Consider the following 26,467-nt stretch of genomic DNA (forward strand, 5'->3'; position numbering starts at 1 on the left):
TTGTCCGTACAACTTAGCTTATTAAAGCAAATTATACAAGTTGCGGAGATGATTTACAAATCTTTTTTAACTATCTATTTTTTGATAATCAAATCAATGGCTTGTTGAATTTTTTCTGCTTGTAAATTTTGATCCTCATCAGGATTCTGTATACAGTTTTGTAGGTTTTCAGCAACAATAATTCCCATAATCCGATCAACACTTGATCTGACAGCACTTAATTGCGTGATAATATCCGTGCATTCTTTCTCATCTTCAATCATCTTTTGAATGCCTCGAATTTGACCTTCTGCTCGTTTTAGCCTATTCAGAACTTTTTTATCACATGATGTCATTCGTTAATAATCTCTCCTTTCCAAGAGGACATACCGCCCATAACGTTGACAACATTATAGCCTTTTTGAGCTAAAAACTCACATGCCATGGCAGAGCGTCCTCCTGAATGGCAAATAACATGATAGTCTGTTTGTTTCTCTAGCTTAGAAAAGCTTTCAGGAAGTTCACTGAGTGGAACATTTTTAGCTGAGGGAATATGCCCCTGTGTAAACTCATCAACTTCCCTAACATCGATAATCGTTGCGCCTTGTCGATAATCTTCTTGGTAAAATTCATCCATTCCTTTTGATCTATACATAACGAATCTCCTCCGGTCTTACTGTTTGGTAAATTGAAAAAGCACCATCTAAATTTTTAACCTTGAACTGATGTTGTTTTAACAGACGCTCTCCTAGATAACTTCTTAATCCACTATGGCAACTAATGATATACGTTTGCTCTCTATCTAATTCATCGATGCGTTGTCGCAACTCATCTAAGGGAATATGAATCGCATCTTTAAATTGACCATTTGCTAATTCTGCTTTTGATCGAACATCTAGCAAGATTGCTCCATTAGCTAATTCATCTAATAGTTCATGCCACTGAATATTATCGCTCAGCTCCTCAGCAATATTCATCGCGACATAGCCAATCATATTCACAGGATCCTTAGCCGAACCAAATGGCGGTGCATATGTCAATTCTAATTCTGGCAAATCGAAAATCGTTAGCCCGCCTTTAATAGCTGTTGCTAAGACATCAATTCGCTTATCGACACCCTTAGCTCCAACAGCTTGCGCACCATATATCTTACCTGTCGTCGGATCAAAAATTAGTTTTAACTGAATATCTGTTGCGCCTGGATAATAAGACGCGTGGTCTTTGTTTGTTGTATGAACTGCTTTATAATTCAAGTTACTATTTTTTACTAGTCGCTCAGTCAGACCTGTCGAAGCTGCTGTTATACCAAATACACGCACAATAGCTGTGCCAATGCTCCCTTTATTTTTTCGATTGAGAGCTGAAAGAACATCAGCAACTTGACGACCTTGGCGGTTAGCAGGAGATGCTAATGAAATCAGGCTATCTTCGCCAGTCAATTGTTGTTTTACAATAATCGCATCACCCACCGCATAAATATCAGGGTCTGATGTTTGATACTGTTCGTTAACCACAATACCGCCACGTAATCCTAATTCAAGACCAGCCTCTTCAGCTAAACGACTGTCTGGTTGAACACCAATGGATAAAATAATCAAATCTGTTTCAATTTTTTGACCATCTTCTAGGTAAACTGATCGACCTTTATTGCTAAACTTAGTTGCCGATTGACCGGTCACTACTTTAACGTGATTCGCTTCAAGTTCACGACTTACAAAAGCAGCCATTTCTTCATCTAAAGTTGGCAAAATGTGTGGTGCTTTCTCAACAATCGTGACATCCAAACCGATTGCCTTCAAATTTTCTGCCATCTCCAAACCAATGAAGCCTGCCCCAATCACTAAAGCCTTCTCTATTTTATGGTCATTTAGATAGTTCATAATACCATCTAGATCAGGTACATTTCTTAAAGTAAAGACATTCTCTGCTTCTTCCATGCCAGCTATTTGAGGAAGGAATGGTTTCGCTCCGGGAGATAAAATCAATTTATCATAGCTTTCCGTTTTTTCTACACCTTGGTTGTTCACCGTTAGTGTCTTAGTATCTGGATTAATAGCAGTAACTTCATGGTTCACCCGAACATCTATGTTGAAGCGATTATGGAGGGATTCCGGTGTTTGCAATAACAAGCTATCTCGATTTTCAATTTCTCCAGAGACGTAATACGGTAATCCACAGTTCGCAAAGGATACATAAGGACCCTTTTCAAAGACAACAATATTCAGCGATTCATTTAATCGGCGTAAGCGTGTCGCTGCTGACATCCCTCCGGCTACGCCACCTATAATAACTACTTTTTCCATTATTCTATTCATTCCCCTTTCTTATTTCCCCTTGCCACTGGTTCATACCATAACGAATATTACGGACATCATAACCTTGACTAGATAATTCTTTAGCCGCCCGTTTACTACGCATGCCACTCTGACAAATCACATAAACGATCTCATCTTTGTTTCCTTTAAAGGTATGAAGACTGTCTAAAGGAACATTTCTAGCCTCAGGAATATGCCCCAGCCGGTATTCTGATTTTGTGCGAACGTCAATCAATTGAATACGCTTCGTCAACTTACTTTCCATTTCATCGCTTGATATCGTTGGTATTCGTTTAAATAAGTGAAACATTTTTATTCTCCTTTACCCTCAATTTAATATACCCCTATAGGTATATTAAAGCATCTCTATTGCCTTTGTCAATAGCTAGGCTAAGCCTTTCATCAGATGGCATATTTAATTAAATGATAAATAACGACAAGTAAATCACAATATCAACTAAAATACAGTTGATTTGTAAAAGCGACCCAGCAAAACTTCCTCCTGTATTAAATAACCACTGATAACTGGTGGCATTGTACATGATACCGTAACAGCTGTTGTATGGCATTTTTTCATATTGATAAAATTAGGATAACAAAAATCAAACCGTTTGTTGCGCCACCACCACCCATATAAACAAAGTTATCAATAAAGTGAACGTAATAACATTTGCTAGTGCTTCTGTTTGGCCTGCTTGAAAATTAGACGGTTAGCATCACTATTCATAATCTAGATGTACAAAATACAATTAACAACGTTACCACCATTGATGGCGAAAAAACCTTTACTTCCCGTAAAACCGATAGGATTCCCAGTATCTTGTTCACCGCTTACAAGATGAATCAACTTTGTCTAGCTTAAATTGACAAATCAAAAAACTATAAACTAGATGTTAGCAGAGTCTTATTTATTTTCAGTAAATGACGAGTTAAGTTTATGTAAAGCGACTTTTTGGTCTTTAAACGTCTAAATTTTATGATAGACAGAGGAAATAAGATGCAGAATCCCGTTAGGATTTTTATCTTATTGTGCGGACTTGTATTAGTCTTATCTGCCCTTTTATCCTTATTAGGTGTTCAAGCGGTCAATTTGCACGTATGATTGAAAATGCTGTTACTAAAGCATTCTCAGAATAATAAAAAGAGTAAGCAGACCTGATTTTTAACAGCCATGCTTACTCCTTTTTCTTTTCAATTTTAAAATAAAGCATTACAATGATTGTAATAGAAGAAAGTAGGTGTTCAGATGAATTCCCCTCGACTAGACAGACAAAATACCCATCTTGACTTAAACGATCCTGAGGTTCAAGCTGTTATTGAACGCTATCAGGATTATGACGAAGTGCCTTATATTTCACCCAAACGCCCCCTTAAAGAATGGCTCGATAAAGTTTCGGATGGCAGAGAAACGCTCGTTCCAAAACGCCATATGGTTCGTTATGAAGAGGACATTTTGCCAGGTTATCTCATATTATTATGGCGAATCGGTTTTGGAACATTCAGAAACGACAGTATTTATCCTAAATACTTTGAATATAATTATGGCATTAACGGCCAACAAGCTTTAGAGGAATTACTTGAAAAAGGTTATGCGAGAGAATTAAGTGCTAACGAATCGCTCACTTATCTCAGCGCAGCTCAATTGAAAAGCCGCTTAAAAGCAGAAAAAATCAGTGGTTACTCATCGCTAAATAAAGACCAATTGATGATGCTTATTCGCAGTCATTTTGATGAGGAAGCCTTACAAGACTTCTTTACGCTAAGAGGCTATGAACTGACAGAAAGTGGACAAGCATTACTTGATCGCTATCCTGAAGTCGTTGACCGCCACCCGAAGAAAAACTATTAAAAAAGAACGGATACCATTAGGGGGGCTAATGGTGTCCGTTCTTTTGTTTAAATACAAACCATTTACTACTGATGTAGTTTAAAACGACTACAATGACTTGTGTGATTAGTTTGGCTGGTTCGACAGGGATGTTAATCATATCAATCAGTATAAACATGCTGATCATATCAATGAAAGCCGTTATCAAACGAAAGCCAACGAATAAATAAAACTCGCGCCACAGCGCCTGTAAATGCTTTGTTCGTGATTTGAATACATAGCGTTTATTCGTGAAAAAGGCGAATAAAATGGATAGGATAATTGCAATCGCATTTGCCCACAAGTAAGGTAAGGCTGAATACCTTTCTAGTACCAAAAATACGACAATATTCACAACTGTAGTCAGACCGCCAAAGACTACATATCCCACTAATTCTTCATACCGTTTCATTCGCTCTTTCACCGCAACCGCCCTCTCTTATGCTCTTGATTATACCTAAGAAAGGTGTCGCCGTCTAACAGAGGATTGTTAGACGTTAATCAATCTGTGGAATAAATAAATGACCATTTGTCGCTGCCATAATGGCTTTAATGGCATGCATTCTATTTTCAGCTTGTTGGAATTGGCGCGCTTGGGGGCTACGGAAGACCTGATCAGTTACTTCCATTTCGCTAATTCCAAATTGACTTGCAATCTCTTTTGCATAGCTTGTCGTGTCATCATGAAAGGCTGGCAGACAATGCAAGAAAATATAATCCTTTTGAATTTGCTTGGTTAAAGCTTGATTAATTTGATAGTCCAGTAATAGTTTAATCCGTTGTTCAAACTGATCTTCTTCTCCCATAGAGACCCAGACATCTGTATAAAGGGCATCTGCATCCACAACAGCAGACTGAATATCGTCTGTTACGGTAAGCTGCGCTCCTGATTCTTGGGCGTAGGTTTGCGCTAAAGTTAAGACACTATCATCTGGAAAAAGACTGTTAGGTGCCGCAATCGTGACATTGACACCTAAAATAGCTCCAGTTACAAGTAGGCTATTGGCAACGTTATTACGACCATCACCACAATAAACTAATGTTAGTCCTTTTAAATCACCAAATTCTTCCTTTAATGTCATGTAATCTGCAATCATTTGAGTAGGATGCCAATCATCAGTTAGGCCATTCCAAACAGGAACACCCGCATACTTGGCTAAATCTTCTGCTACCGCTTGGCTAAAGCCACGAAATTCAATCCCATCAAACATACTGCCCAATACTTTCGCTGTATCTTCAACTGATTCTTTAGCATTTAAATGAATATCATTGGCACCTAAATATTCAGCTGACGCACCTAAATCGCTGGCAGCAACGGTGAAAGCGGCTCTTGTTCGAGTTGAACTCTTTTCAAAGAGTAAACAAATATTTTGTCCTTTTAAATACTGGTGAGGAATGCCTCGTTTTTTTAAGTCTTTTAAGTGAATTGCAAAATCAATCAAATAGTTGAGCTGACCTGCTGTAAAATCAATTTCTTTCAGGAAGCTTTTTCCTTGAAACATATCAACACTCCTTTTCTTTTTTATGGCCAGATTGGTGCTTGCGTTAAGCCTGTTGTCTCGTCCAAACCAAAGATAATATTCATATTTTGAACGGCTTGGCCACTAGCACCTTTAATGAGATTATCAATCACAGCTGTGATAATAATGGTGTTAGTCGTTTCATCAACTGCTAAGCCGATATCACAATAGTTAGAGCCGCTCACAGCTTTAGTTGTTGGTGTTTCGCCTTGGTTTAATACTCTCACAAAGGGCTCACCTTGGTAAGTTTCTTTGTAAAGCTTATCAATATCATCATAGCTTAAGTGGTGGTCATTATGCACATAAATAGTGGATAAAATCCCTCTCTGCATCGGAACCAAATGTGGTACAAACATCAATGATACGTCTTCTTGGCTAATAGCTGTTAGCTGTTCCACAATTTCTGGTGTATGACGGTGAGTCCCAACGGCATAGGGTTGAATGGTTTCGGTTGCTTGAACAAATAGATTGCCGTCTTTCAAACCACGCCCTGCTCCTGAGAGCCCAGATTTAGAATCTGAAATAATGGTTTGTTTGGGTTTGTAGCCCGCCTTTAGTAAGGGATACAAGCCTAGAATAACCGATGTTGGATAGCAACCGGGATTAGCAATTAAGTTTGTTTCTTGAATAGCTTGGCGGTTTATTTCTGGAAGACCATAAACAGCTTTTTCCAAAAGGTCAGTTACCTCATGTTTCGTTTGATACCATTTCTCATAAACATCAGGATCACTTAAACGGAAATCAGCCGACAAATCAATAACCTTGATTCCTTTGTTAACGGCTGTTTTAACAGCTAGTTGGGATGCCGCATGCGGCAATGCGCAAAAGAGGACATCAATTTGGTCAAACAAATCCGTTTCTTCGATTTCAATTGCAGAGAACCCTTTATCAAAAATCGCTTTTAAATGGGGGTAGCGACTTGAAAAAGCTGCATCGGCATAATTATTGGAATGAACGAAGACTAATTCAATGTCTTGACGTTGAACGAGTAAACGGACCAGTTCTGCGCCAGCATAGCCGCTAGCACCGAGAATACCTACTTTTATCACGAAATCACTTCCTTTAGTTGTTCGTTAGCGACATAATGATAAGCATTTCTCGCTTCACCATCTGCCGGAAAAATATGACCACAGAAACTAAATCCAAATTTCTGAATAACATGAATCATTGGTTTATTGGTTTCATGTGTATATATACGAATATTAGAATAATGGTCTAAGACCCACCTCATACAGTACTGACTCGCCCCCTTTAACTTACCATTGGTACACATTCTATGAATGGTGACATAAGGATCATGAGAAAGCCAATCCCCATTAGTCAATGTATCAAAAAGTGGATTATGGTCTTGTAGTAAATAAAAAGTTGCTACTATGGTTCCTTTTGGTAAAAGGGGTTCTTCTGCTTCATCGGTGACACAAACATAGGAATAGCCACTTTGAATATCAGCTTCTAATACAGCTTGGCTAGGGTCACCATTTTGCCATTGGTAAATATTTCCTAATTGCCGTTGGAGTTTTCTGCCATAGTCAAACATATCCATTAAGATAGGTAAATCGACCCAGCTCGTTTGTCTAATTTTCAAAGCCTACACCTCTAATTCTCCTAATAAATCTGTTAAAGCAGTCACCATAGCATCTATTTCCTCATAGCTAATCGTCAATGGCGGGATAAACCGCAAAATAGTTCCTTGCGTACAATTAATAATAAAACCTTTCGCCAACATCTCTTGAACGATTGTTGCACCAGCACTGTTAAGCTCTAAACCTAGTAGTAACCCTTTTCCTCTGACCTCTTTAATTAACGGCTGATTGGCTTGTAGGTTTAGCAGTTGTTTTTTCATATAATGACTTTTTTCTTTAACAGTATCTAAAAAGCCTTCCTTTAGTAATTCTTCTACGGTTGCCTTACCCGCTGCTGTTGCTAAGGGATTGCCACCAAAAGTTGTGCCGTGGCTGCCAGGTTGGAAAGTAGTGGCATAGTCACCTTTTGCTAAAATAGCACCAATTGGCAGACCGTTTGCTAGTGCTTTTGCCAATGTGATGATATCAGGCTCAATGGCTAATTCTTCATAAGCAAACATGTAGCCTGAACGGCCCATACCGCACTGAATCTCATCGAAAATAAGCGCACAGTCGTATTGGTCTGCTAGCTGGCGAGCGGTTTGAAGAAACTCTTGTGTCGCTGGATAAACCCCGCCTTCTCCTTGAATAGGTTCCAAAATAATCGCTGCTGTTTGCTGACCGACTACTTGTTTTAGTGCCTCACTATCGTTAAAGGGTGTGAAGACAAAACCACTTGGATGGGGGCCATAGCCTTCACGGTAATGGGCGTTATCCGTCATATTCATGGTTGCCAGTGTCCGACCATGGAAAGAACCTTTCATCGCGACGATTTCATTTTTTTCACTGCCATGAGTGAGATAGGCACGCTTACGAGCAAGTTTAATGGCTCCTTCATTTGCTTCCGCTCCTGAGTTAGAAAAGAAGGCTTTGTCAGCAAATGAGTTATCACATAGCAGTTTAGCTAGTGCTACTTGCGGCTCAATATGAAATAAATTTGACGTATGAACGAGTGTGTTAGCTTGTTGAAGCATGGCTGACTTTACCTTTTCGTTACTATAACCCAGATTAGTCACTGCAATGCCAGCTAGGAAATCAGTATAATGCTTGCCTTCTGAATCGATTAAGGTTGACTCAAAGCCATCAACAAAGACTATCGGTTGGCGGCTATAGGTGTTCATTAAATATTGGTCTGCTGTTTTGATAACAGATTGTTTATCGATCGCCGTTTTCATGAATATCCTCCTCATTGGTCACCATCGTTCCAATACCATCCTTTGTAAAAAGTTCAATAATAATCGAATGTGGAATAGTACCATTAATAATGTGGCAGCGATGAACCCCTCCTTCAATTGCGCCCGTACAACAATCGAGTTTGGGTATCATCCCTCCGGAAATAATACCATCAGAAATTGCCTCTTTAATTTGTGATAGGGTTAGTCTTGATATAAGTGTCGTTGGATCTTTCGGATCATTTAAGACGCCATCAACATCTGTGATTAACATTAATTTATCTGCTGATAAAGCTGTTGCTAAATGTTTCGCAACTTCATCAGAATTGATATTTAAACTCATACCGTCCTCACCATAAGCAATGGGTGAGACAACCGGTAAATAGCCATCTTCAATCAGATTTAAAATATAATCTGTATTGATATGAGTCACTTCTCCGACTAAGCCTAGCTCTGGGTCTCTTTGCTTAGCTAAAATGGTTTTACCATCTTTACCGCTCATGCTCACACTCGGTACTCCGTTAGCATTAAACAAAGATGCAATATCAGGAGAAATACTTCCTGTCAAAACCATTTCAGCCACCTTCATCGTTTCCGGTGTGGTGACACGAAGGCCATTTACAAATTTGGTTTCAATCCCCTTCAATGCCATCATCTGGGTAATCTCAGGGCCACCGCCATGAACAATCACTGGATTCATCCCAATATATTTGAGTAGTACAATATCTTTTATTACGGAAGCCTTTAACTTATCGTTCAACATGGCATTGCCGCCATACTTAATCACAACAATCTTATTATGAAACTTTTTAATATAGCCTAGGCTGTCAATTAATATCTCGGCCCGTTCATCTGCTGAAATAATCATCCCATCACTCCTTGTCAATTGCGTTTTATTTATTTTATGTCGAGTAGCTAGGTTTTTTTCGCTCACTCGACATTTTTAGCTAAAAAAGCCCGCCTCTATCCTAAAATAGAGACGGGCTTTCCCGCGGTACCACTCTGATTAATAGGCGCAGTGGCCTATTCCCTCGATCTGCGATAACGCTCAGCTTGCGAAATTGGCTAGTTGTCTTCGTTCACCAATCTGTCTCCAAAGTGCGCTTCATTTACCCCACCTGATAAGCTTCCACCTGTCCTTATCTCGCTAGTAGGTTAAGATAAATTACTCTCTTTGTCCTCGACTATTTTATTAACATATTCTTTTTAATCCCTTGTTGTAAAATCGTTTCAGGATTTAATTCATGATAAATATCTGCTTCAATGACTGCTGAAAATTGCGCCAGCTCATCAAATGCCAAATCATGCAACTGACTGTCTTTTTCAATAGCATACAAGACCATTTGCCCGACAATACCGTGAGCTTCTCTAAATGGAATGCCTTTACGAACTAAGTAGTCCGCTAATTCTGTGGCATTCAAGTAACCTTCATGAATGGTTTCTGACAAACGTTTTTCATTCACCGTTAACTCTTGAGTGACACCCGTTAGTATTTTGACACACGCCATTGTCGTATCCAATGCCTCAAAATAAATCGCCTTATCTTCCTGCATATCTTTATTGTAGCTTAGTGGCAGACCCTTCATCGTGCCATACATGGCATTCAAAAGACTAATCACCTTCGCTGACTTACCACGAATGAGCTCCAAAGCATCCGGATTTTTCTTTTGTGGCATCATACTGCTACCTGTTGAAAAATGATCCGACAACTCAATAAAGCGAAATTCTTGGCTAGAGTAAATAATAAAATCCTCAGCAAAGCGACTCATATGCATCATTAAACTAGAGAAACAATGCAACGCATCGATAATAAAATCGCGATTACTCACACTATCTAAGGTATTACGTTGAACCGCTCTAAACCCAAGCAGGTCTGTCGTTTGTTGGCGGTCAATTTGGTAAGTAGTACCAGCCAACGCACCAGCTCCCAGTGGGTTTTCATCGAGTAAATCAATAGCTTGATCGATTTTCTTAATGTCTCGCTCAAACATAGCTACATAAGCATCTAATACATAGGAAAAGGATACAATTTGCGCCCGTTGCAAGTGAGTGTAAGCAGGCATCAAGGCATCAACTGATTGCCCTTTTTCTTGAAAGGCTTGAATCATTTGACTCGCCAACACTTTCAAATCAGCCAAACTCTTTTTAACATACAGCTTCATATCAACCGTTACTTGGTCGTTACGACTTCTTGCCGTATGCATTTTCTTACCCGTATCACCGCAGGCTTCAATCATTTTAGCTTCTACAAAACTATGAATATCTTCATAATCACCGGTTAATAAGGCCGGATCAGCTTCAATGGCTTGATAGAGTTTTTTGAGTTCACTTTGCAGAAGTTGGCTTTCTTCCGAAGTGATAATCTGACAATCACCTAGCATCGTGACATGAGCAATACTTGCTGTAATATCTTCTTGCCAGAGGCGTTTATCAAGAGAGAAGGATTCATTAAACGATTGCATTAAACTTGATGCAGCTTCTTGGAAGCGGCCGCCCCATAGTGTTGACATATTAAATCATTCCTTTTCTCTTTTGAATTTTCGTTGGCAGAGTAATCACATTGATAAAGCCTTTTGCATCATGATGATCAAATAAGTCATCTTCGCCGAATCCTGATACGTCTGCATCAAACAATTCGTTTGGACTCGTTAAGCTATGTGGCAAGACATTGCCTTTGTAAAGTTTCAATTGTACTTCACCATTTACATATTCTTGCGTTTGGTTAATCAAAGCTTGAATCGCTAGGTTAGCTTGTGAATACCATTGACCGGTATAAATGAGTTCTGCTAATTCAAGTCCGATATATTTTTTAAGTTTAATGGTTTCTTTTGTCAATGTTAAACTTTCAAGACGCTCATGCGCATCTAGCAGAACAGTGCCACCCGGTGTTTCGTAAATGCCACGCGATTTCATCCCAATCGTCCGGTCTTCAATCCAATCAAGAACGCCGACACCATGTTTACCAGCAATTTCATTTAGTGTTTTTAACACGTCTGATGGTTTCATTGCTTGGCCATTTACAGCTGTTGCACGCCCTTGTTCGAACGTAATAGCAACCACTTCTGCTTCATCTGGCGTTTGTTCTAAGGCATTTGTGATATGTAAGATGTCTGCATAGTTAACTGCATTTGCTGGGCTTTCAATATCGCCGCCCTCATGGCTGATGTGCATTAGGTTTTCATCTTCGGAATAGATTTTTTCTTTAGTAGAGGTGATCTGAATTCCTTTTTTGTTCGCATAATCAATAGCATCTTCACGGGATTTAATCTCCCACTCACGCCATGGTGCAATAACCTTCATTTCAGAATCAAAGGCTGCAATACCCATTTCGAAACGAACTTGGTCATTCCCTTTTCCAGTACATCCGTGACAAATAGCTGTTGCATTTTCTTGGTGAGCAATGTCCACAAGTTTCTTAGCAATTAAAGGACGAGCTAGCGCTGTTCCTAATAAGTAAGTGCCTTGATATTTGGCATTAGCTGAGATAGCCGGATAAATAAAATCTTCCGCAAATTCATCAGCAACGTGTGGACAGAAAAATTTACTTGCCCCTGATGCAATAGCTTTTTTCTCGACTGCGTCCCAATCTTCCTTTTGACCAACATCCACACAAACGGCAATAATTTCACCGTCATAGTTTTCTTTTAACCAAGGAATCGTAATTGATGTATCCAATCCACCAGAATATGCTAAAACAATTTTTTCTTTTGCCATTTTTTCTACCCCTTTTATCATGTTATTGGTTGGAAGGGAGTTTTTGTGTACAAAAAACCGCCCCTCACAGTTATGCAAGAGACGGGTTAAAGGTATATTAATCCGCGGTACCACTCTAGTTGACATGCTCATAGACATATCCACCTCATTTTGTTAACGCCAGATCTGCGGAAGAAGCTACTGTATCGTTCACCTCTTCATCCGATAAAGTGCGGTTCGACCAGCATTTTCTGATGGGCTTCCACTCTACCCCAACTCGCTTTGAGAAAAACACTCTGATTTACTCTCTTTATCATTGATTTTATGATATAAAATTTTTATAAGTTGAAAACATTATATGAAAAGTAAATAAGCTTGTCAACACATTTTTTTAATTTATTTTTAACTTACTCTCATCATATTTTTATTAATCATTCTTCTCTTATCAAATATTTAAATTCCTTTATTAACAAAACTCTAATCATCAGGAACTAAAAATTTACGAGTCGTTTTTGTTATATTATCGAATATCGTTGCCATTTATTGGAACGCCACCTTATTACAAAGAAAATGGAGCGGAAAGTCCAGTCGACAATCATCGCAATCCAAACGCTCATTAGACCCATATCAAAAACATAAGCAAGGAGAAAACTACACCCTACACGGAAGACAAACATTGAGAATACGGATACGTACATCGTTGAAACAACATCTCCTGCTGCTCTCAGTGCATTTGGAAGTGAGAATGAGGCTGGCCAAATCAACATCACAGCTACTCCATGAAGAATCATGACTTGGAACGCCAGATTGATTGCTTCTGGCGAAAGGCTATAAAAATTCAAAACTGGCTTTAATACAAACAGAATCGGAATATTAAGCACGATTATATATATATAAGCTTTTTTCATCAATAATCTCGTATAATACTTAGCTTGCTCGTATTCCCCTGCTCCGACGCAGCGAGCAACGACAGTAGTAATAGCAAGTCCCATGGCTGCACCCGGTATAATTTCTAATCCAGTTAAACTGTTTGAAACTGCATGTGCAGCAATAGACGCAGTATTGAACGTCGCCACTAATCCTGTCATAATAATTTTCCCAATTTGGAAAATACTATTCTCCAATCCATTCGGGATCCCGATTCGCAAAATTCTTTTTATCATTTTAAAATCAATATCCCGTGGATTATAAGAACTTATAAAGACAGGCAATTTAGGATTCCGCAACATGTACATCATAGTGAACGAACTAATCACCCTTGCGATTAGAGTCGATAATGCGGCTCCCAATACACCCCATTTGAAAATATAGATAAAAACAGAATTTCCTACTATATTAATAACATTCATGATAAGTGCATTAATCATTGCTTTTTTAGAATCGCCCATCACCCTTAGCAATGAAGCAGATACATTAAAAAGGCCTAAAAATGGAAACGAAGCAGCTGTTACGTAAAAATAAGTGACGGCACTCTCCATAACGGGCGCCTCCACATTTCCAAATAACGTTCGTAAAATCTGGCGGTTAAAAACAAGAGAAATAACTGCTACAAGAGTAGCAATAAAGGCAACAACCAAAAATAGCTGTTTCGCTGCATGCTTACTCATTTTGCTTTCCTTTTTCCCTAAATACTGACCTACAATAATGGCTCCCCCGGCCGCAACAGTAGAGAAAAAGTTAATCGCCAGGAAATTGACACTGTCTACTAAAGCAACTCCAGATACGGCTTGCTCCCCCGCATAAGCGACCATCATCGTATCGATGAAACCAATCGATAAAGCAAGTGCCTGTTCAAAAATCAAAGGGACAATTAATTTCCTCAAAGCTTGAGGACTAAATAATAATTTTTCGTCTGCCAATTCACCTTTTACCAAAAATAAAATCTCCTTTTTTATTAAACCTTTTTATTACAAATTTCAAATATAAGTTTGTCAGCTAGAAACTCACAATGACGCATCGCATTCCTTTCAAGTTTATTTTCATTCAAAAAGATTGTTTAAATCGCACAGCAAAACAGAAAGCGTTGTCATTTTTATAAGATTACTCTTCTATCTATTATAGCTAATTATCATAATAATTGCTTGGTTGAAAGGATTGATTTAGTGAAAAAAATAATCGTGTTGATTCTATCGATGAGTCACTTTGTTTTTATATTGTTTGGATGCAGTGCAATTCAGACAGCAGGAAACCGTTCAGATTGAATGGGTCATGGAAGGAATCACAGATAAAAGAGGAGCTGTTCTTGCAGAAAATAACGAGCATACTCCTTCTGAGGAACGATACCAGATGATGATTGATTTTCAAAGAGATGAGGGGGCTCATCTGAACCCCTTCACATCAACGTTTATAGTAATATAGTAATGGTTTTGGTAATGGTTTTGGTAATGGTTTAGACTAAATTTTCACGCATACGCCTATGTTTTGTGGAAAAGAAATAATAGTGTAATTAATCCTTATTTGAGTGAATTTGGCTAACTACAAGTTCTAAAATGCCAGGGTCAAAGTAGATTGTTTCTTTTGTTATATAACTTGTTCCTCTATTTGTTTTCCCGTCTTCTTCACTCTTAACAAAAGAATTCGCAAAATACTCTGACCCATCTGAAGTTTTATAAAACCTTACATATTTATAAAATATGGATTTAACATCTGAAGGTATAAAATTCAAAAATTCTTCCAATGTCTTAAGCGATAAACTCTCTAAATTATCTATGACTTCATCTATCATGTGATTTAAGACAATTTTATTAGTTGCTAAATTTTTCAAGTTTTTCAGATCATTTCGATTTGGCTTATTGTCTATCAATGTGATTTTTTCTATATAAAATTCATACTTCTCTTCATCAGTCATCAAATTTATCTGCCTCAAAGCTCCTTTAACAGGAATAGAGGCATGAATAGCATAATTTCTAACAGCTCTTAATATTTTTATACTTTCCAACTTATTTAATTCTTGAATTTTTGACTTTATCTTTGTAGATTTTATGGTGGAATTAAAATTTTTCGTATTATCTATAAACGTATAACTCTTCAAATTTTTGTTGAATTTATTGTTCAAAATTACATTTATTAATAGATTTTAGTAAAAAGTCTATTTAATAAATTGCTATATTTAATTTTCATTCTCTTTTGGTGGTACTGCATCAATTTGTAATTGGTTATAATCAATCTCTAAAATATCAAATAACTGTTTGATAATAGATATTTTTTCTCGATTTGATAGATGTGTTTTAGCATAAATTCCTGGGATTATTTCAACAGTTTTTCTTTCTTGATTAGTCAGAAAAACTGAGTCGAGCCCAGTTTTATTTTCTGATTCTGCAATCCGTCCGATTGCAGAAGGATTTTCTTTTGTAATAATTGTCACTAGCTGAATATAAAAATCTATCCAGGATTCTACTGTATGATAATCTTCGTTTCTAAATGTGTAACCTTTAGCAGTGTAATTAGTAAAGGTATTAATTCCATCAAATTCATAGAGATCTTCAACATCTTTCTTAGGCGTGTATTCTGTCTCCGGATACTCCCAAACTTTTAAAGATTGATCGATTAGATTGTCTCTTCTTTGAATGATTTCTTCTTCTCCCCAACTCTCTACACCCGCTGGAATAGCATTCAAATTAACAAAGTGGCTCTCTCGAAAACCTCTCTCCATATTCTGCTTTTCATAGAACGATCGATTACTCATCTTTGGGTTATATCCAGTTAAAGTTAAGTTTCCTAGATTATGAACATACATCTCATGAATATGATCGCTTTCTTCCCCTAAATCAATTTCCCATTGAGCAGATAAATTCTGGGGCATTATATGTTCAATTGAGTAATCTTGTTGGTCAATGCCCTCGTATATATTTAAGTTTTCAACGTGATTATAGTTTTCTAAGCGTTCAAAGAAATAGGTTCTAAATTTTGAATTGATATTATACATATCACGTGTCTGAAGAATTGATCGAATTTCTTCATTCGTTGGAAATAATCCAGTCTTTTCTTTGGTCAACAGTAAGTAACTGATAATATCGACAGGTTCAAAATTCGAAGCATGTGTGCTTTCTGCGTGTTTACGGTAATCTCGATATAACACTGCAAATATCTTGTTCAAGGCATTAGAAGGAATCTGTGCAGTCATTCTACGAGCTATATAACTCTCTATCACTTCAAATATATCTCCTACACTTTTTATAGAAAGTTTCTGGTTATTTAAATCTCTTAAAATAGCCATCAAGAAAGGATGAGTGACAGTAATTTCTATCTGATTCAATCTGAATAAAATACTATCAATTTTTTTATCCCGAACTGGATGGCCAAGTATTTGTTGATAAGCAAATGAATACTCTTCTAAATCTATAAAGAAAGCTTCCTTATCTTCCCAGTTATTTTCATAATACTTTTTGAATTCATCATAGATATACTTGATGGTTGGAGTCTGAGCATTTTTAGTAGTCAGATACATTCTAAAAAACTCACTTAAATTAAAAGAAGTTCTCTCTTCAATGGGTTTCCAATAGTTTAAATACAAATAATCCTGTGTATTTAATTCTTCATTCATTAATAGATAATTTCTAATTTTATCTGCATTTGTTAACTCTAAGCCCGTTGAGTTTAAACTTTCAAAAATAAGTTGTGGATCATCATCAGGTGAATTTAAACTGATTATCATAAACTGTAGCTTGTTAAGAGATTGAAACAATTCATCAATAGTAATATCCATACTGTCGATAAATGTGTAAATATACCTATAATTACGAGTGATGTTTGATGCTTCTACAAAAAACTTCTTGTCTCCGTATAATTTAGTATATGCCTCATAATCTCGTGGATTTGAGTGCAGTCGTATTTGATCATTCGCTGGTTTGTAGTAATCAAGTAAGAAATCACCTTTTAATCGATCAGATTCTAATATTGTATCTACCTGATTATTTTCCAACCATTTAACAACTGCTAAAAACAGCAAAGATAATGTAGTAATTCGTTGCTGTCCATCTATAATAATTTCCTCAGCATGAGCATTAGGTTTAATAACAATACTGCCAAAGAAATGTGTGTTTTTATCTGAACTATTTAACTCTACTAAATCTTCCATTAAGCGCTGACAATTTTCAAGCGTCCAGTCATAGTTTCGCTGATAAACTGGAATAACAAATTTTGTTCCCTTTTTTAAGTAACCAACTACATTTTGAACATTACCTTCCATATATAAAACTCCTTAGTATGTAGTATCTAACTGTTTTTAGTTATTTTTGAAACAACTGCTAAACGATTCTTTCCACATTGTTGTTTCAATATAGTAGTATAATCATCGTTTTTGATAATCTTGTCTTGATTGTTTTTAAAAACCATCATTATATTTTCTTCTAGTTTTAAATCTGTTAATTTATCAGCCCAGTATTCGTCGATAATTTCATTAATTACAGATGCAACTTCTCGTTGGGTACGATAAAATTTTTTCATTTCCACAGAATCACCTCTGCTTTATTTAATTCTTACTTTAATTATACTTTAGATACATGTATTTATCTATGTATCTTTTATAATTTTCTATCGATATGACTAAAATAAATGTTTGTAATGAGCATTTAGAGACGATTTCAACTCATAACCAAGATAACTATTATGCACTATTCAGGTCTCAAAAAGCTTTTCTAAATTGTGCTCTGAGAACGACCTACGAATAAGAATATGAAACTACCTGAAAATTTAAAGCCCATATTAATATAATGCATCATAAGTTGATTTGAACTTCTCCTTCTAATTCATTAAACTATATTGAGAAGAAATATTAACAGGATCTAAATTATATCAAGGGAGCTTCAATTATATGAAATTAACAACTAATAATAACTCAGAAGATAAATTTATTAAGCTTTACAATGAATTGCATAAAAAAATTAGTGAATTATCAGAACCTTATTTTCAAGAGGTTGCAGACGGAATCATTGTAGATAAATTTACAGAGTCCAAAACTGCTCAACATTACCTAAAAGACGGGTTTATCCCTTTTATGAAGGCAGTACACGTTATGAAAAATTCAAATGATTTTATCAGGCGTAAACTAACTGAATTCTACAAAATTAATGAGTTGAGGAATTTAATTGTTCATGATTACGAAGATGATTATTATATAGTAAAAATAGCGCAGCCCACTGAATACAGCCTAGAACTTATCAGTGAAACTTTAGATAAATTAAACAATCCCTTAACTGTAGGAGATTTTTTAAAGGCACATAAAAAAGAAAAAGTAAAGTCAGTAAATTTGGACACAAATATTTACGACTTATTCCAATTAATTAAAGATACTAGTTTTACTCAATTTCCCGTGTTTGATAACAAAAGTTTTAATGGATTAGTTTCTGATAATGGAATAACTTTGAAACTCTCCCAATTTGCATTAGAGGAAAAAGAATTTGAAACACTGGATTTATCAGCGTTATTTGTAAGTGATTTAATTTCTTTAGATGAACAACGGTATCATTACAAAATAATTAGCAGTGATGAGTATTTATATAATATACTTTCTGAGTTTGAAGTCACTTCAGACACACAATCATTACCGGTATTATTAATCCAATCAACTGATAACAAAACTGAAGATTTAACACCAGATTCTTTAATAGGGATTCTAACAAGTTTTGATTATTTGGATATATATAAAGAAGCCATTTCTAAGATTTCTTTTTAATTATAAGTTTGTTGATAATAATATTTACTACTAAATCTGTTCAACTTGTATTATCAACTGAATGCGAGAAACAAAAATTTGATGTTCAAAAACCCCCTAACCTATTTAAAGTTAGGGGGTTTTCATTATATCCTAGTGTAGTCATCGACCCACTCAAGTTCCGTAAGCAATTTCAATGCTTCATTGAGCTTTTGGATGCGACGATTACACACAAAGATAGACGTTATATGGGCTGGTTCTTTCGCATCTTCCCATACCTTTTTCCTCGCTAGGATTTTATCCTTTAAAATCAATAAGTCTTTATCCATTTACTATACAACTCCCTTATTTTTTTCCAAATAAAAAAGCATCACTTTTAAATAAGTCATGCTACAGGAATTGACTTATTTTTCGGCTATTGCCGTTAGATTTAGCACCGTGTACATTGACCGGTTGCTGGAGTTTCATAGGGCTAAATCCCTCCACTCACTCTTAATAAGATTTGCTATTTATTTGTATATCTATTATATACTATGGAAAAGCATGATTCAACATATTTTTATATTTTCTAAAAAGCGATTTTATTAAAGCATAATAAACTAATGAAATTTCGAAATGCAATCTCCAAAAGAATAGTATTAAATGGAGTTTGGCGTAATTACGCTAACCCGACGAGTTAAATTGCTGTTTATTCAAGATTTAAGTTATTGTCTAAGATGTAAATCATGATAGATTTGTATAAATTCATTTGCTTGATTGTAAATGCGGAGATTTTCTCTGTCGAATTTAAAGTAACCACTATTCTCAAAGTGGATTTGTTTATGATGGTAAGGGCAAACTACTAAACAATTCATATAGTGATCTAAAATAACATTTGATTCATCGTTTCCAGCTTGTGTCCATTCTATATTTTCCTTTGAAGCAAGTGGACGTATATGATGAACCTCTACATAAGGTAAATTTTTATCTGTAATAATTGGTGGGAACGCTTGATCTTTTCCACAACATTGACATTTATAATTATATAATCTTTTCAGAATCTTTACTAATTGTCTGTTTCTTTTGTATTTTTCATTTATTATTGTACTTTTATCTAATTCAGAATTTAACTTTTCTAAGTCTTTTAGATAATCTTCAATTTCTTTAAATTGCTCTTGATTTATCGACTTATCTGTAAACTTCAAACCAAGAGAACGGAGTACATCTGGGACTGATTTATTATAGTGATATGCATGGTAATAGACTCTACGATACCATTTCCTTGAAGTTTTCTCATCCAAAATACCACACTCATCAACATATTGCACTAAATATTCGTATAAATCATTTGCATCTAATAGCGATTCATCTAAGTCATTAGTCCATTTATAAACATTATCTAAATCAGTTAAGTCCTCCTTAAAGATACGATTTAGATTATAATTTTCTATTAAATATTCATCCATCGTTGGATATTCTTCACTCATACTGCGTCTTCTTACAAAAGTATAGAACGGATCAAGAGAATGTATATAAATATCATTACTACCAATTGTCCTCTTTTCTAAACCCTCTTGAAATATTTCTTCATTCTTTACGCTGCGAACGGTCTCGTTAGAAATGAAAGTATATCCATAGTTAGCAGCGAGTTCTTCAATACTATCGAACCCTCTATTATTAGCTATACGATGAATCGTTGTATAATCACTATTCTGTCGGCCATCTTCTAAAATATGTGGAATAATGACAACTCTATCATCATCTGCGTATTTGTCGAATCTACCTATAATTCCCTCTTCATATATTTTTAATTTGAAATTTGAATAAAGAATTTCGGAAGAAATTTGATATCTCTCGAATAATTTCTCTTTGTTTTCAAAAATACTTTTATCCACCCAACGCTTTAACTCATTGTTTTCATCCTTCGTTAAATACATTTTATTATTACTTTTATTTTTAAGAAACCTTATATATGTTCTATAATCATTAATCTCCGTTAATGCTACTTCAAAGTAACCAGCATCGCGAAGTGCTTGCTCTAAAAGACTATCTTTAATTTCATTAAAATAAACTTTTCCAGAGTGTCTTTCTCCTTCACGAATTAGCAGAATCATTCTAGCTTCGTTTGCTGTAGCGGCTTCACTTATATTATTCACCAAAAAATATGTACAATTATTGTTAACGTTAAAAGCCAATTGTTTGCCCTTTTGAATTAACTCTTTTTGAATAAAACGGTAATCCTTATCTTTTAAGTCTATATCTTTCCATTGGAAATATTCTCTTATAATATTTGTATTCATCACTAGCTCAATGTTTTGTCTCGAAATTCCTCCAAAAAATTCTCCCCAACGGTCGTATGTAATATCGAATTTCTTATGGATATCTCTCATACGTTTAACATCGTAATAATCTACTTTCTTCAAACCTATTTTTTTTAATACTTGACTAAATGTAATTTTCTTTCCATTGTATGTTTTCTGTCTATAAATATAATTATTAATTTTCTTCTCTACATTAAGACTTCTAATTTCTTTCTGGTTAGTATAAAATCCATCAGGAAAATATTCCATTAATTCCTGTTGTATTTCTAGCAACTGGTTATCCATGTTAAATCCTCTTTTCCTTAAGGCAATGGTAATTCATTAATAAATTCTATCTTATCTTAAATAATTCTTAACAAGTGCCGTGCAGATTATTACCGGGCTGCACAGCCTTTTTTTGTCTTTAACAGTATAAACTTCGTTATGGCAAGCGTTTAGAACACTTTTCAAATCAAAAATAAGACACTGACCTATCTAAAGTCCTCAAAACATCCTTACTCGTGCATAATTACGCCTCATAAAAGATCTGCTAAAAAGATCAGGTATAGTAGACTATTTTTAAAAGTTATCTATAAATGTTTTATAAATTCATCAACCATTGATATATAACTTCTTATTTCGGCTATTAAAGGTTCAGCGTTACCACCCATACTATATTCTTCAGCTTTATGTTGAATGCCGAAAGTATAATTTAATACTCCCAATTTATAGTTCACATCTTTTAAATTGGTCGTTTTTAAAAACACTTTTTCATCTAAAAATTGAGAATATGAATCTAGGTACTCATTAATTTTTTTATCAATTGGCTCACATTCAATATAAAGTATCCCCATTATATTCAATTCTATTTCATTTGGTACTTTAGTATTGCTTGATCTAAAATTATAAGTCTTCGTTAAATGAAACAAATCAGAGTTAATAGACGCTTCTAAATCATCAACTATTTCCCTGTATCTTTCATCAATTGACTTAGCATTCGAATCATAAACATTTCTATCGTCTACTATTCTTACTACCTGATTTTTCAAGCTATTTTTCAAGCTGGAATTAGGTTTAGCTAAAATCCTGTTGTTTCTATCAATTTCCCTTTGAGATTCTATAGTATCTAGAAGTTTATCTAAGATAAGCACAGTTGCAAAAATTTCGATAGGAAACCATATCATATTTTCATATAAAAACAAATAATTTTCGCAACCTACTTTAAAATAGTAAAGTATACCACCAAGAAGCGATATAATTATTAGGATACTAAAAAGAATCATCCAATACTTTTTATTTTGAAGAAAAGATTTCATATTTATCTCCTAAGATTTATTTACTCTATTTTACCACAGTCTTAAAACCAGTGAGTAAAGAGATATAGAGAAATAGAGAATTTATAAAAGAGAAAGCATATCCAATCATAAGGATTGAACCTGCTTTTTTACATAACTTAGTCAGAAACTTATAAGTTTTTGAACATAAAATGAAACCGCTAAATATCAGGATTTGTAAATTGTAATTTTATTTTGCATTAAATTTAAGAGGTGCTTTGCACTAATAAAATAAAAAAGACTATTTCTGGGGAAAATAGTCTTTTTTCCATGTTTGTTGTTGAAAGTTTACTTATAAGAAATAGTAGTTTTTAATTGCTCGGAAACTCCAAAGTAACAAATATTTACTTTTTCTTAGTAAATCTTAAATGTGTGATTATTGAAATAATTAATATCCTCGTATGAAAATTCCTTTAAAAATTAGTTAATCCATTATTTATTTATAGAAGAGTGTATCTATTGATCATAGATTATTTAAAATGGGCGGCAGTTCATTTGAGGAACTGCCGCCCATTTCTGTATATTATCCTGCACTACAAGATAACTTTGAAACATCGTTATTATACCCAAGTGCTACAAGTTTCAATCCTTCTGTCATCGTTAAATAGGGAGCCATTGTGTCCGTTAAATCCTCGACTGTTAAACCAAATTTAACATCTAAAATCCCTGCATAAATGACTTCGCCTGCATTTTCAGCAACAATATGAACGCCTATTATTTGTTGATTTTGAGCGTTGATAACAAGCTTGATTAACCCAGTTATTAGGAAATAATATTAATGAAGATGAGTATGAGCGTGGGTTAAATACAACAGCAACAGCAATAGAAGAAAATAACCCTGTCTATTGAATCACTTTCTTCTTTTGTATTATCCAACCAAGCATCATATGAAATTTCATAAAAAGGGATGTTTCCTGTAACTCTCTCTAGGTTTTGGAGAAAGTTAAAATATTCCTCTCCCCCGCTGGTTAAAGAGGGCACTTTTATATTGTATCTTTCAGGAATATAATCGCGTGAAATGCTATCTAGAGGCATAAATACATTGGGTCTTATCCAATATAAAGCAATTGTATCAAATAGTAATCATAGCTAATCCATTTCCACCGATTTCCCGTACATTATCAAAAGCATTGACTAATTGGATATACCTTTCACTACACAAGATTTGTTACAACTTTAGTTTCAGCATATTTTAGTGCTACTTCAAATAATGTCCATAGAGGATTATTCTCCGTATCTCCAAGGAAAGACCGCATGTTGTTTAAAAATGGAATACCAGAAAACATAGTAGGTACTGGAGAGGAGATATTAAATATCTCTGCATAGAGCTCTCCGATAATTGATCGATTTTCATCTGTCAATCCTCTGTTCATAACAGCCATGACAGAGAAAGGATCAATAGTATAATTTCTAGGTTCCCACCATTCTTTTTTATCCAATTTTAGATACTGAAAATAACGATATTTACTCTCAAACTCTCTTATTATTTCAAATAATTCATCTTTTCGATCAGCATAAGTATAAAGCTTATCTGCAAATTCTTCATAAAATACAACCCATTGATACTTTTCATTCATTGAAATCATTCCTTTAATTGTAAGATTTGCTGTAATCGAGTATATCTTAAAACATAGTCGCTATAATATAGTTTCATAAAGGCTCGTATCCAGAACTGATTAGAATCTACTTGGAGCTTCTTCTGGGACTAAAATGGATAACTTATTACGTGTTCGAGTAAATGAAACATAATAAAGTCTACTTTGAATTTTTAATTGGTCTTCATCATCATCTAACTTTTTTCTCTATTTTATTAATTCTTTTAGCGGTGTTATTTATCTTTGTTAGATTCATTTTTTAAGTACTCAGAATATGGCAGTGATATTTCCTTTAAAGTTTCAATAGATACAAAATAAGGATTGTTTTTATTATCTATTATTTCAATTAATACCGCTTCTTCATCGCTACTTATTATTCTGAACGTATCACCTACTTCAAATCTTAAACCGGAAATATCTTGACCTGCAGTAGTCGCTTCAAATATTTCATTAACTCCAACTACATCATTGATTGGACTATTACCTTTCGATCTTATTTTATTCCATAAGTTAACACCTAATCCTCCAACTACAGCACCCGATCCAACTGCAATTCTTAGTAAATTTCTTGGTCCACCTACTTTTTTTGCTAAAGTAGTTATACGTTGGTAGTCTCCTAAATTACTCATCAAATTCCTCCTTTGTATTAATATTTTTTATAAATTAAATTTTAAAGTCTTTAGTCATTGTATTATTTATCTCTTACTCTTATTATACTTTAGATACGTTTAGTAACCTATTAATTTTATGAATATAAAAAGCTTTGAAGAAGTTATTGTGACGAGCATTTAGAGCAACTTTTAAAGCGATAGACACACTAATGTTTGTTAAAACATCTGTAAATCGTTGTGTAATACAGTATCATAATGATAAGGAAATACAGTTTAAAAAATGGTGACACTCGATATATGTTTCATTCATACATTGGGGTTGATCCAGTCACAGATAAAGATGTTTATCGTAAACGAAGTGGCTTTAAAACGAAGAAAGAAGCAGAAATTGCTGAAGCAAGATTAATTAATGATTTTCATAAAAATGGTTTTCCATCTCAGAGGAAACGAAGTACCTTTAACGATGTTTATGATTTGTGGTTAGAATCTGAATATATAGATAACGTTCAAGAGTCCACACTCAACAAAACGATGCGTGACTTCAAAAATCACATTGTCCCCTCTTTTGATGGCATGAACATTCGTGAAATAAAACCTGATCATTGCCAGTCTGAATTAAATAAGTGGCGTGATAAGCTAGTCAATTATGGACGTATAAAGAATTATGCAAATCGAGTGTTTGATTATGCGTTAAGAATGGATATTATCGACAGCAATCCATTTGATAAAGTAACAGTTCCAAAACGGATTGAAACGATTGAAGAAAGTGAATTTGAGAATTTTTATAGCAAAGAAGAATTGAACGAGTTCCTAGAATATGTAAAAGAAGATTTAGATTTGAATTGGTATACCTATTTTAGATTGCTAGCATACAGTGGCGCTCGTAAATCGGAGCTGTTGGCTCTAAAATGGTCAGATATTGATTTCGATACATCTACCCTCAATATCAATAAAACACTCACTAGGGGCTTAAATAATAAGATTATCGTGCAACCTACGAAGACAGCGAATGGTCGAAGAGTAATTGATATGGATTATGACTCGATGAAGCTTTTAAAGCAGTGGAAGATGTATCAGGCTCAATTCATGCTGAAACTTGGCTTTAATACAAATACACCCGATCAACATATTTTTGCGAATACGAGAAATAACTTTTATTCTATTAACGTACCGAATGACCGTATGAGAAATGTGCAAAAGCGTAATGGACTCAAACAAATTACCGTTCATGGGGTGCGACACACGCATTGTAGTGTCCTCTTCTCTATGGGAGCTTCAATAAAAGATGTTCAGGCTCGTCTAGGGCACACGGATATTCAAACAACAATGAATATCTATGCTCATGTCACAAAAGAAGAGAAGAAAGATACCGCAGATAAATTTGCGAAGTTTATGGAAAATTAATGACTAGTTATAAAATATTAAATAAAGGAGACGTCTTATGGACTTGATACAACGAGCAATAGAGCTCAGATGGCCTGTATTACTATTCGAACTTATTTTTTTAATTGGGGGAATTTTGCTTATAGTTAGTGGAAGAAAAATACGTAAACAAAGCAAAATCTCATTCTTACTCAATATGATTATAGGTTTAGTAATTGCACTGGTTTCGATATACACTTTGTATTGGACAATTATGCTTGGTTATAATTCTTAATCACCTGATTTTTAAAAAAATCGTTCATGAACGTTTTTATGACAGCGATTTCGAAAGATTTTAACGAGCAACTATGCACCAACCAACTTGAAATCATCTTAGAAACGCCGTCTCAACAGACAAATCAAAAACCATTACCCTTTTTCTACTAGTAATGGAAGTGGTAATGGT

24 protein-coding genes, 1 pseudogene, 1 riboswitch and 2 other annotated features are annotated in these 26,467 nt (G+C 34.9%); of the genes and pseudogenes, 3 read left to right on the forward strand and 22 right to left on the reverse strand.

All coding sequences use genetic code 11. The features are described 5' to 3' along the window. Nucleotides 1-74: 74 nt before the first annotated feature. Genes G7057_RS02045 through G7057_RS02060 form a run of 4 tightly spaced genes read right to left on the reverse strand, consistent with a single transcriptional unit; the run spans nucleotide 75 to nucleotide 2,604 of the window. Nucleotides 75-335 carry a metal-sensitive transcriptional regulator gene (locus G7057_RS02045; protein WP_166160947.1) on the reverse strand — a complete coding sequence of 87 codons (261 nt, stop codon included), beginning with the start codon at nucleotides 333-335 and terminating at the stop codon, nucleotides 75-77. Continuing rightward, nucleotides 332-634, reverse strand: a complete 303-nt coding sequence (locus tag G7057_RS02050; protein ID WP_166160949.1) for a rhodanese-like domain-containing protein — start codon at nucleotides 632-634, stop codon at nucleotides 332-334. Before G7057_RS02050 ends, G7057_RS02045 begins: the two co-directional genes overlap by 4 nt. Then, the gene (locus G7057_RS02055; protein WP_166160951.1) at nucleotides 627-2,282 is read right to left on the reverse strand and encodes an FAD-dependent oxidoreductase; all 1,656 of its coding nucleotides are present in this window, start codon (nucleotides 2,280-2,282) and stop codon (nucleotides 627-629) included. The genes G7057_RS02050 and G7057_RS02055 overlap by 8 nt, the downstream gene beginning before the upstream one ends. A 4-nt stretch (nucleotides 2,283-2,286) precedes the next feature. Then, nucleotides 2,287-2,604, reverse strand: a complete 318-nt coding sequence (locus G7057_RS02060; RefSeq protein WP_166160953.1) for a rhodanese-like domain-containing protein — start codon at nucleotides 2,602-2,604, stop codon at nucleotides 2,287-2,289. Between the two features lie 936 nt (nucleotides 2,605-3,540). Here G7057_RS02060 and G7057_RS02065 point away from each other — a divergent pair. Next, nucleotides 3,541-4,143: a hypothetical protein gene (locus tag G7057_RS02065; protein WP_166160955.1), complete on the forward strand. Its 603-nt coding sequence runs from the start codon at nucleotides 3,541-3,543 to the stop codon at nucleotides 4,141-4,143. Between the two features lie 25 nt (nucleotides 4,144-4,168). On the opposite strand, the gene G7057_RS02070 is transcribed toward G7057_RS02065, so the two are convergent. The 12 genes from G7057_RS02070 to G7057_RS02125 all read right to left on the reverse strand — a co-directional run bounded on the left by G7057_RS02070 (nucleotide 4,169) and on the right by G7057_RS02125 (nucleotide 17,613). Further along, nucleotides 4,169-4,573 carry a GtrA family protein gene (locus tag G7057_RS02070; RefSeq protein ID WP_083686891.1) on the reverse strand — a complete coding sequence of 135 codons (405 nt, stop codon included), beginning with the start codon at nucleotides 4,571-4,573 and terminating at the stop codon, nucleotides 4,169-4,171. A gap of 85 nt (nucleotides 4,574-4,658) precedes the next feature. Beyond that, entirely contained in the window at nucleotides 4,659-5,663 is a 1,005-nt protein-coding gene (gene argF, locus G7057_RS02075; RefSeq protein ID WP_166160957.1) for an ornithine carbamoyltransferase, read from the reverse strand. Nucleotides 5,664-5,683: 20 nt separating this feature from the next. Next, entirely contained in the window at nucleotides 5,684-6,730 is a 1,047-nt protein-coding gene (gene argC / locus G7057_RS02080) for an N-acetyl-gamma-glutamyl-phosphate reductase (protein WP_076765059.1), read from the reverse strand. Next, the gene (locus G7057_RS02085; RefSeq protein WP_166160959.1) at nucleotides 6,727-7,266 is read right to left on the reverse strand and encodes a GNAT family N-acetyltransferase; all 540 of its coding nucleotides are present in this window, start codon (nucleotides 7,264-7,266) and stop codon (nucleotides 6,727-6,729) included. The genes argC and G7057_RS02085 overlap by 4 nt, the downstream gene beginning before the upstream one ends. A gap of 3 nt (nucleotides 7,267-7,269) precedes the next feature. Then, nucleotides 7,270-8,478 carry an aspartate aminotransferase family protein gene (locus G7057_RS02090; protein ID WP_166160961.1) on the reverse strand — a complete coding sequence of 403 codons (1,209 nt, stop codon included), beginning with the start codon at nucleotides 8,476-8,478 and terminating at the stop codon, nucleotides 7,270-7,272. Continuing rightward, nucleotides 8,459-9,343 carry an acetylglutamate kinase gene (gene argB, locus G7057_RS02095; RefSeq protein WP_166160963.1) on the reverse strand — a complete coding sequence of 295 codons (885 nt, stop codon included), beginning with the start codon at nucleotides 9,341-9,343 and terminating at the stop codon, nucleotides 8,459-8,461. The genes G7057_RS02090 and argB overlap by 20 nt, the downstream gene beginning before the upstream one ends. A gap of 104 nt (nucleotides 9,344-9,447) precedes the next feature. Beyond that, nucleotides 9,448-9,665: a binding site (T-box leader), on the reverse strand. Next, complete coding sequence (gene argH, locus G7057_RS02100; RefSeq protein ID WP_166160965.1) at nucleotides 9,660-10,985, reverse strand: argininosuccinate lyase; 1,326 nt, start codon at nucleotides 10,983-10,985, stop codon at nucleotides 9,660-9,662. (Overlaps the previous feature by 6 nt.) Nucleotide 10,986: 1 nt before the next feature. Further along, nucleotides 10,987-12,189 carry an argininosuccinate synthase gene (locus G7057_RS02105; protein WP_166160967.1) on the reverse strand — a complete coding sequence of 401 codons (1,203 nt, stop codon included), beginning with the start codon at nucleotides 12,187-12,189 and terminating at the stop codon, nucleotides 10,987-10,989. A gap of 74 nt (nucleotides 12,190-12,263) precedes the next feature. Next, nucleotides 12,264-12,494, reverse strand: a binding site (T-box leader). A 189-nt stretch (nucleotides 12,495-12,683) separates the two neighbouring features. Beyond that, nucleotides 12,684-14,042 (reverse strand): MATE family efflux transporter, encoded by a 1,359-nt coding sequence (locus G7057_RS02110; RefSeq protein ID WP_227004624.1) that lies wholly within the window; start codon nucleotides 14,040-14,042, stop codon nucleotides 12,684-12,686. 572 nt (nucleotides 14,043-14,614) lie between these two features. Next, the gene (locus G7057_RS02115) at nucleotides 14,615-15,106 is read right to left on the reverse strand and encodes a hypothetical protein (RefSeq protein ID WP_166160969.1); all 492 of its coding nucleotides are present in this window, start codon (nucleotides 15,104-15,106) and stop codon (nucleotides 14,615-14,617) included. 171 nt (nucleotides 15,107-15,277) lie between these two features. Continuing rightward, on the reverse strand, nucleotides 15,278-17,356 hold the full coding sequence (locus G7057_RS02120; protein ID WP_166160971.1) for a DUF262 domain-containing protein: 2,079 nt from the start codon (nucleotides 17,354-17,356) through the stop codon (nucleotides 15,278-15,280). 26 nt (nucleotides 17,357-17,382) lie between these two features. Next, on the reverse strand, nucleotides 17,383-17,613 hold the full coding sequence (locus tag G7057_RS02125; RefSeq protein WP_227004683.1) for a TIGR04540 family protein: 231 nt from the start codon (nucleotides 17,611-17,613) through the stop codon (nucleotides 17,383-17,385). Between the two features lie 367 nt (nucleotides 17,614-17,980). On the opposite strand from G7057_RS02125, the gene G7057_RS02130 reads away from it, so the two are divergent. Then, nucleotides 17,981-18,841 (forward strand): hypothetical protein, encoded by an 861-nt coding sequence (locus G7057_RS02130; protein WP_166160975.1) that lies wholly within the window; start codon nucleotides 17,981-17,983, stop codon nucleotides 18,839-18,841. Between the two features lie 125 nt (nucleotides 18,842-18,966). On the opposite strand, the gene G7057_RS02135 is transcribed toward G7057_RS02130, so the two are convergent. The 6 genes and pseudogenes from G7057_RS02135 to G7057_RS02160 form a co-directional block, all read right to left on the reverse strand. After that, nucleotides 18,967-19,149, reverse strand: a complete 183-nt coding sequence (locus G7057_RS02135) for a hypothetical protein (protein WP_166160977.1) — start codon at nucleotides 19,147-19,149, stop codon at nucleotides 18,967-18,969. A gap of 72 nt (nucleotides 19,150-19,221) precedes the next feature. Beyond that, a riboswitch (SAM riboswitch) is annotated at nucleotides 19,222-19,322 on the reverse strand. 202 nt (nucleotides 19,323-19,524) lie between these two features. Next, a complete protein-coding gene (locus G7057_RS02140; RefSeq protein WP_166160979.1) occupies nucleotides 19,525-21,405 on the reverse strand; it encodes an HNH endonuclease signature motif containing protein in 1,881 nt (626 codons plus the stop codon). Nucleotides 21,406-21,689: 284 nt separating this feature from the next. Then, nucleotides 21,690-22,415, reverse strand: coding sequence for a hypothetical protein (locus tag G7057_RS02145; protein WP_166160981.1), 726 nt, complete (start codon nucleotides 22,413-22,415; stop codon nucleotides 21,690-21,692). A gap of 541 nt (nucleotides 22,416-22,956) precedes the next feature. Next, nucleotides 22,957-23,193 (reverse strand): annotated as a pseudogene (locus tag G7057_RS02150) (mercury(II) reductase); the annotation flags it as partial. A gap of 394 nt (nucleotides 23,194-23,587) precedes the next feature. Beyond that, on the reverse strand, nucleotides 23,588-24,010 hold the full coding sequence (locus G7057_RS02155; RefSeq protein ID WP_166160983.1) for a hypothetical protein: 423 nt from the start codon (nucleotides 24,008-24,010) through the stop codon (nucleotides 23,588-23,590). 251 nt (nucleotides 24,011-24,261) lie between these two features. After that, the gene (locus tag G7057_RS02160; RefSeq protein ID WP_166160985.1) at nucleotides 24,262-24,657 is read right to left on the reverse strand and encodes a hypothetical protein; all 396 of its coding nucleotides are present in this window, start codon (nucleotides 24,655-24,657) and stop codon (nucleotides 24,262-24,264) included. Between the two features lie 279 nt (nucleotides 24,658-24,936). On the opposite strand from G7057_RS02160, the gene G7057_RS02165 reads away from it, so the two are divergent. Beyond that, entirely contained in the window at nucleotides 24,937-26,043 is a 1,107-nt protein-coding gene (locus G7057_RS02165) for a site-specific integrase (protein ID WP_166160987.1), read from the forward strand. The last annotated feature ends 424 nt before the right edge of the window (nucleotides 26,044-26,467 follow it).

It is taken from the genome of Jeotgalibaca arthritidis (genome assembly GCF_011100465.1).
GTDB classification, from domain to species: domain Bacteria; phylum Bacillota; class Bacilli; order Lactobacillales; family Aerococcaceae; genus Jeotgalibaca; species Jeotgalibaca arthritidis.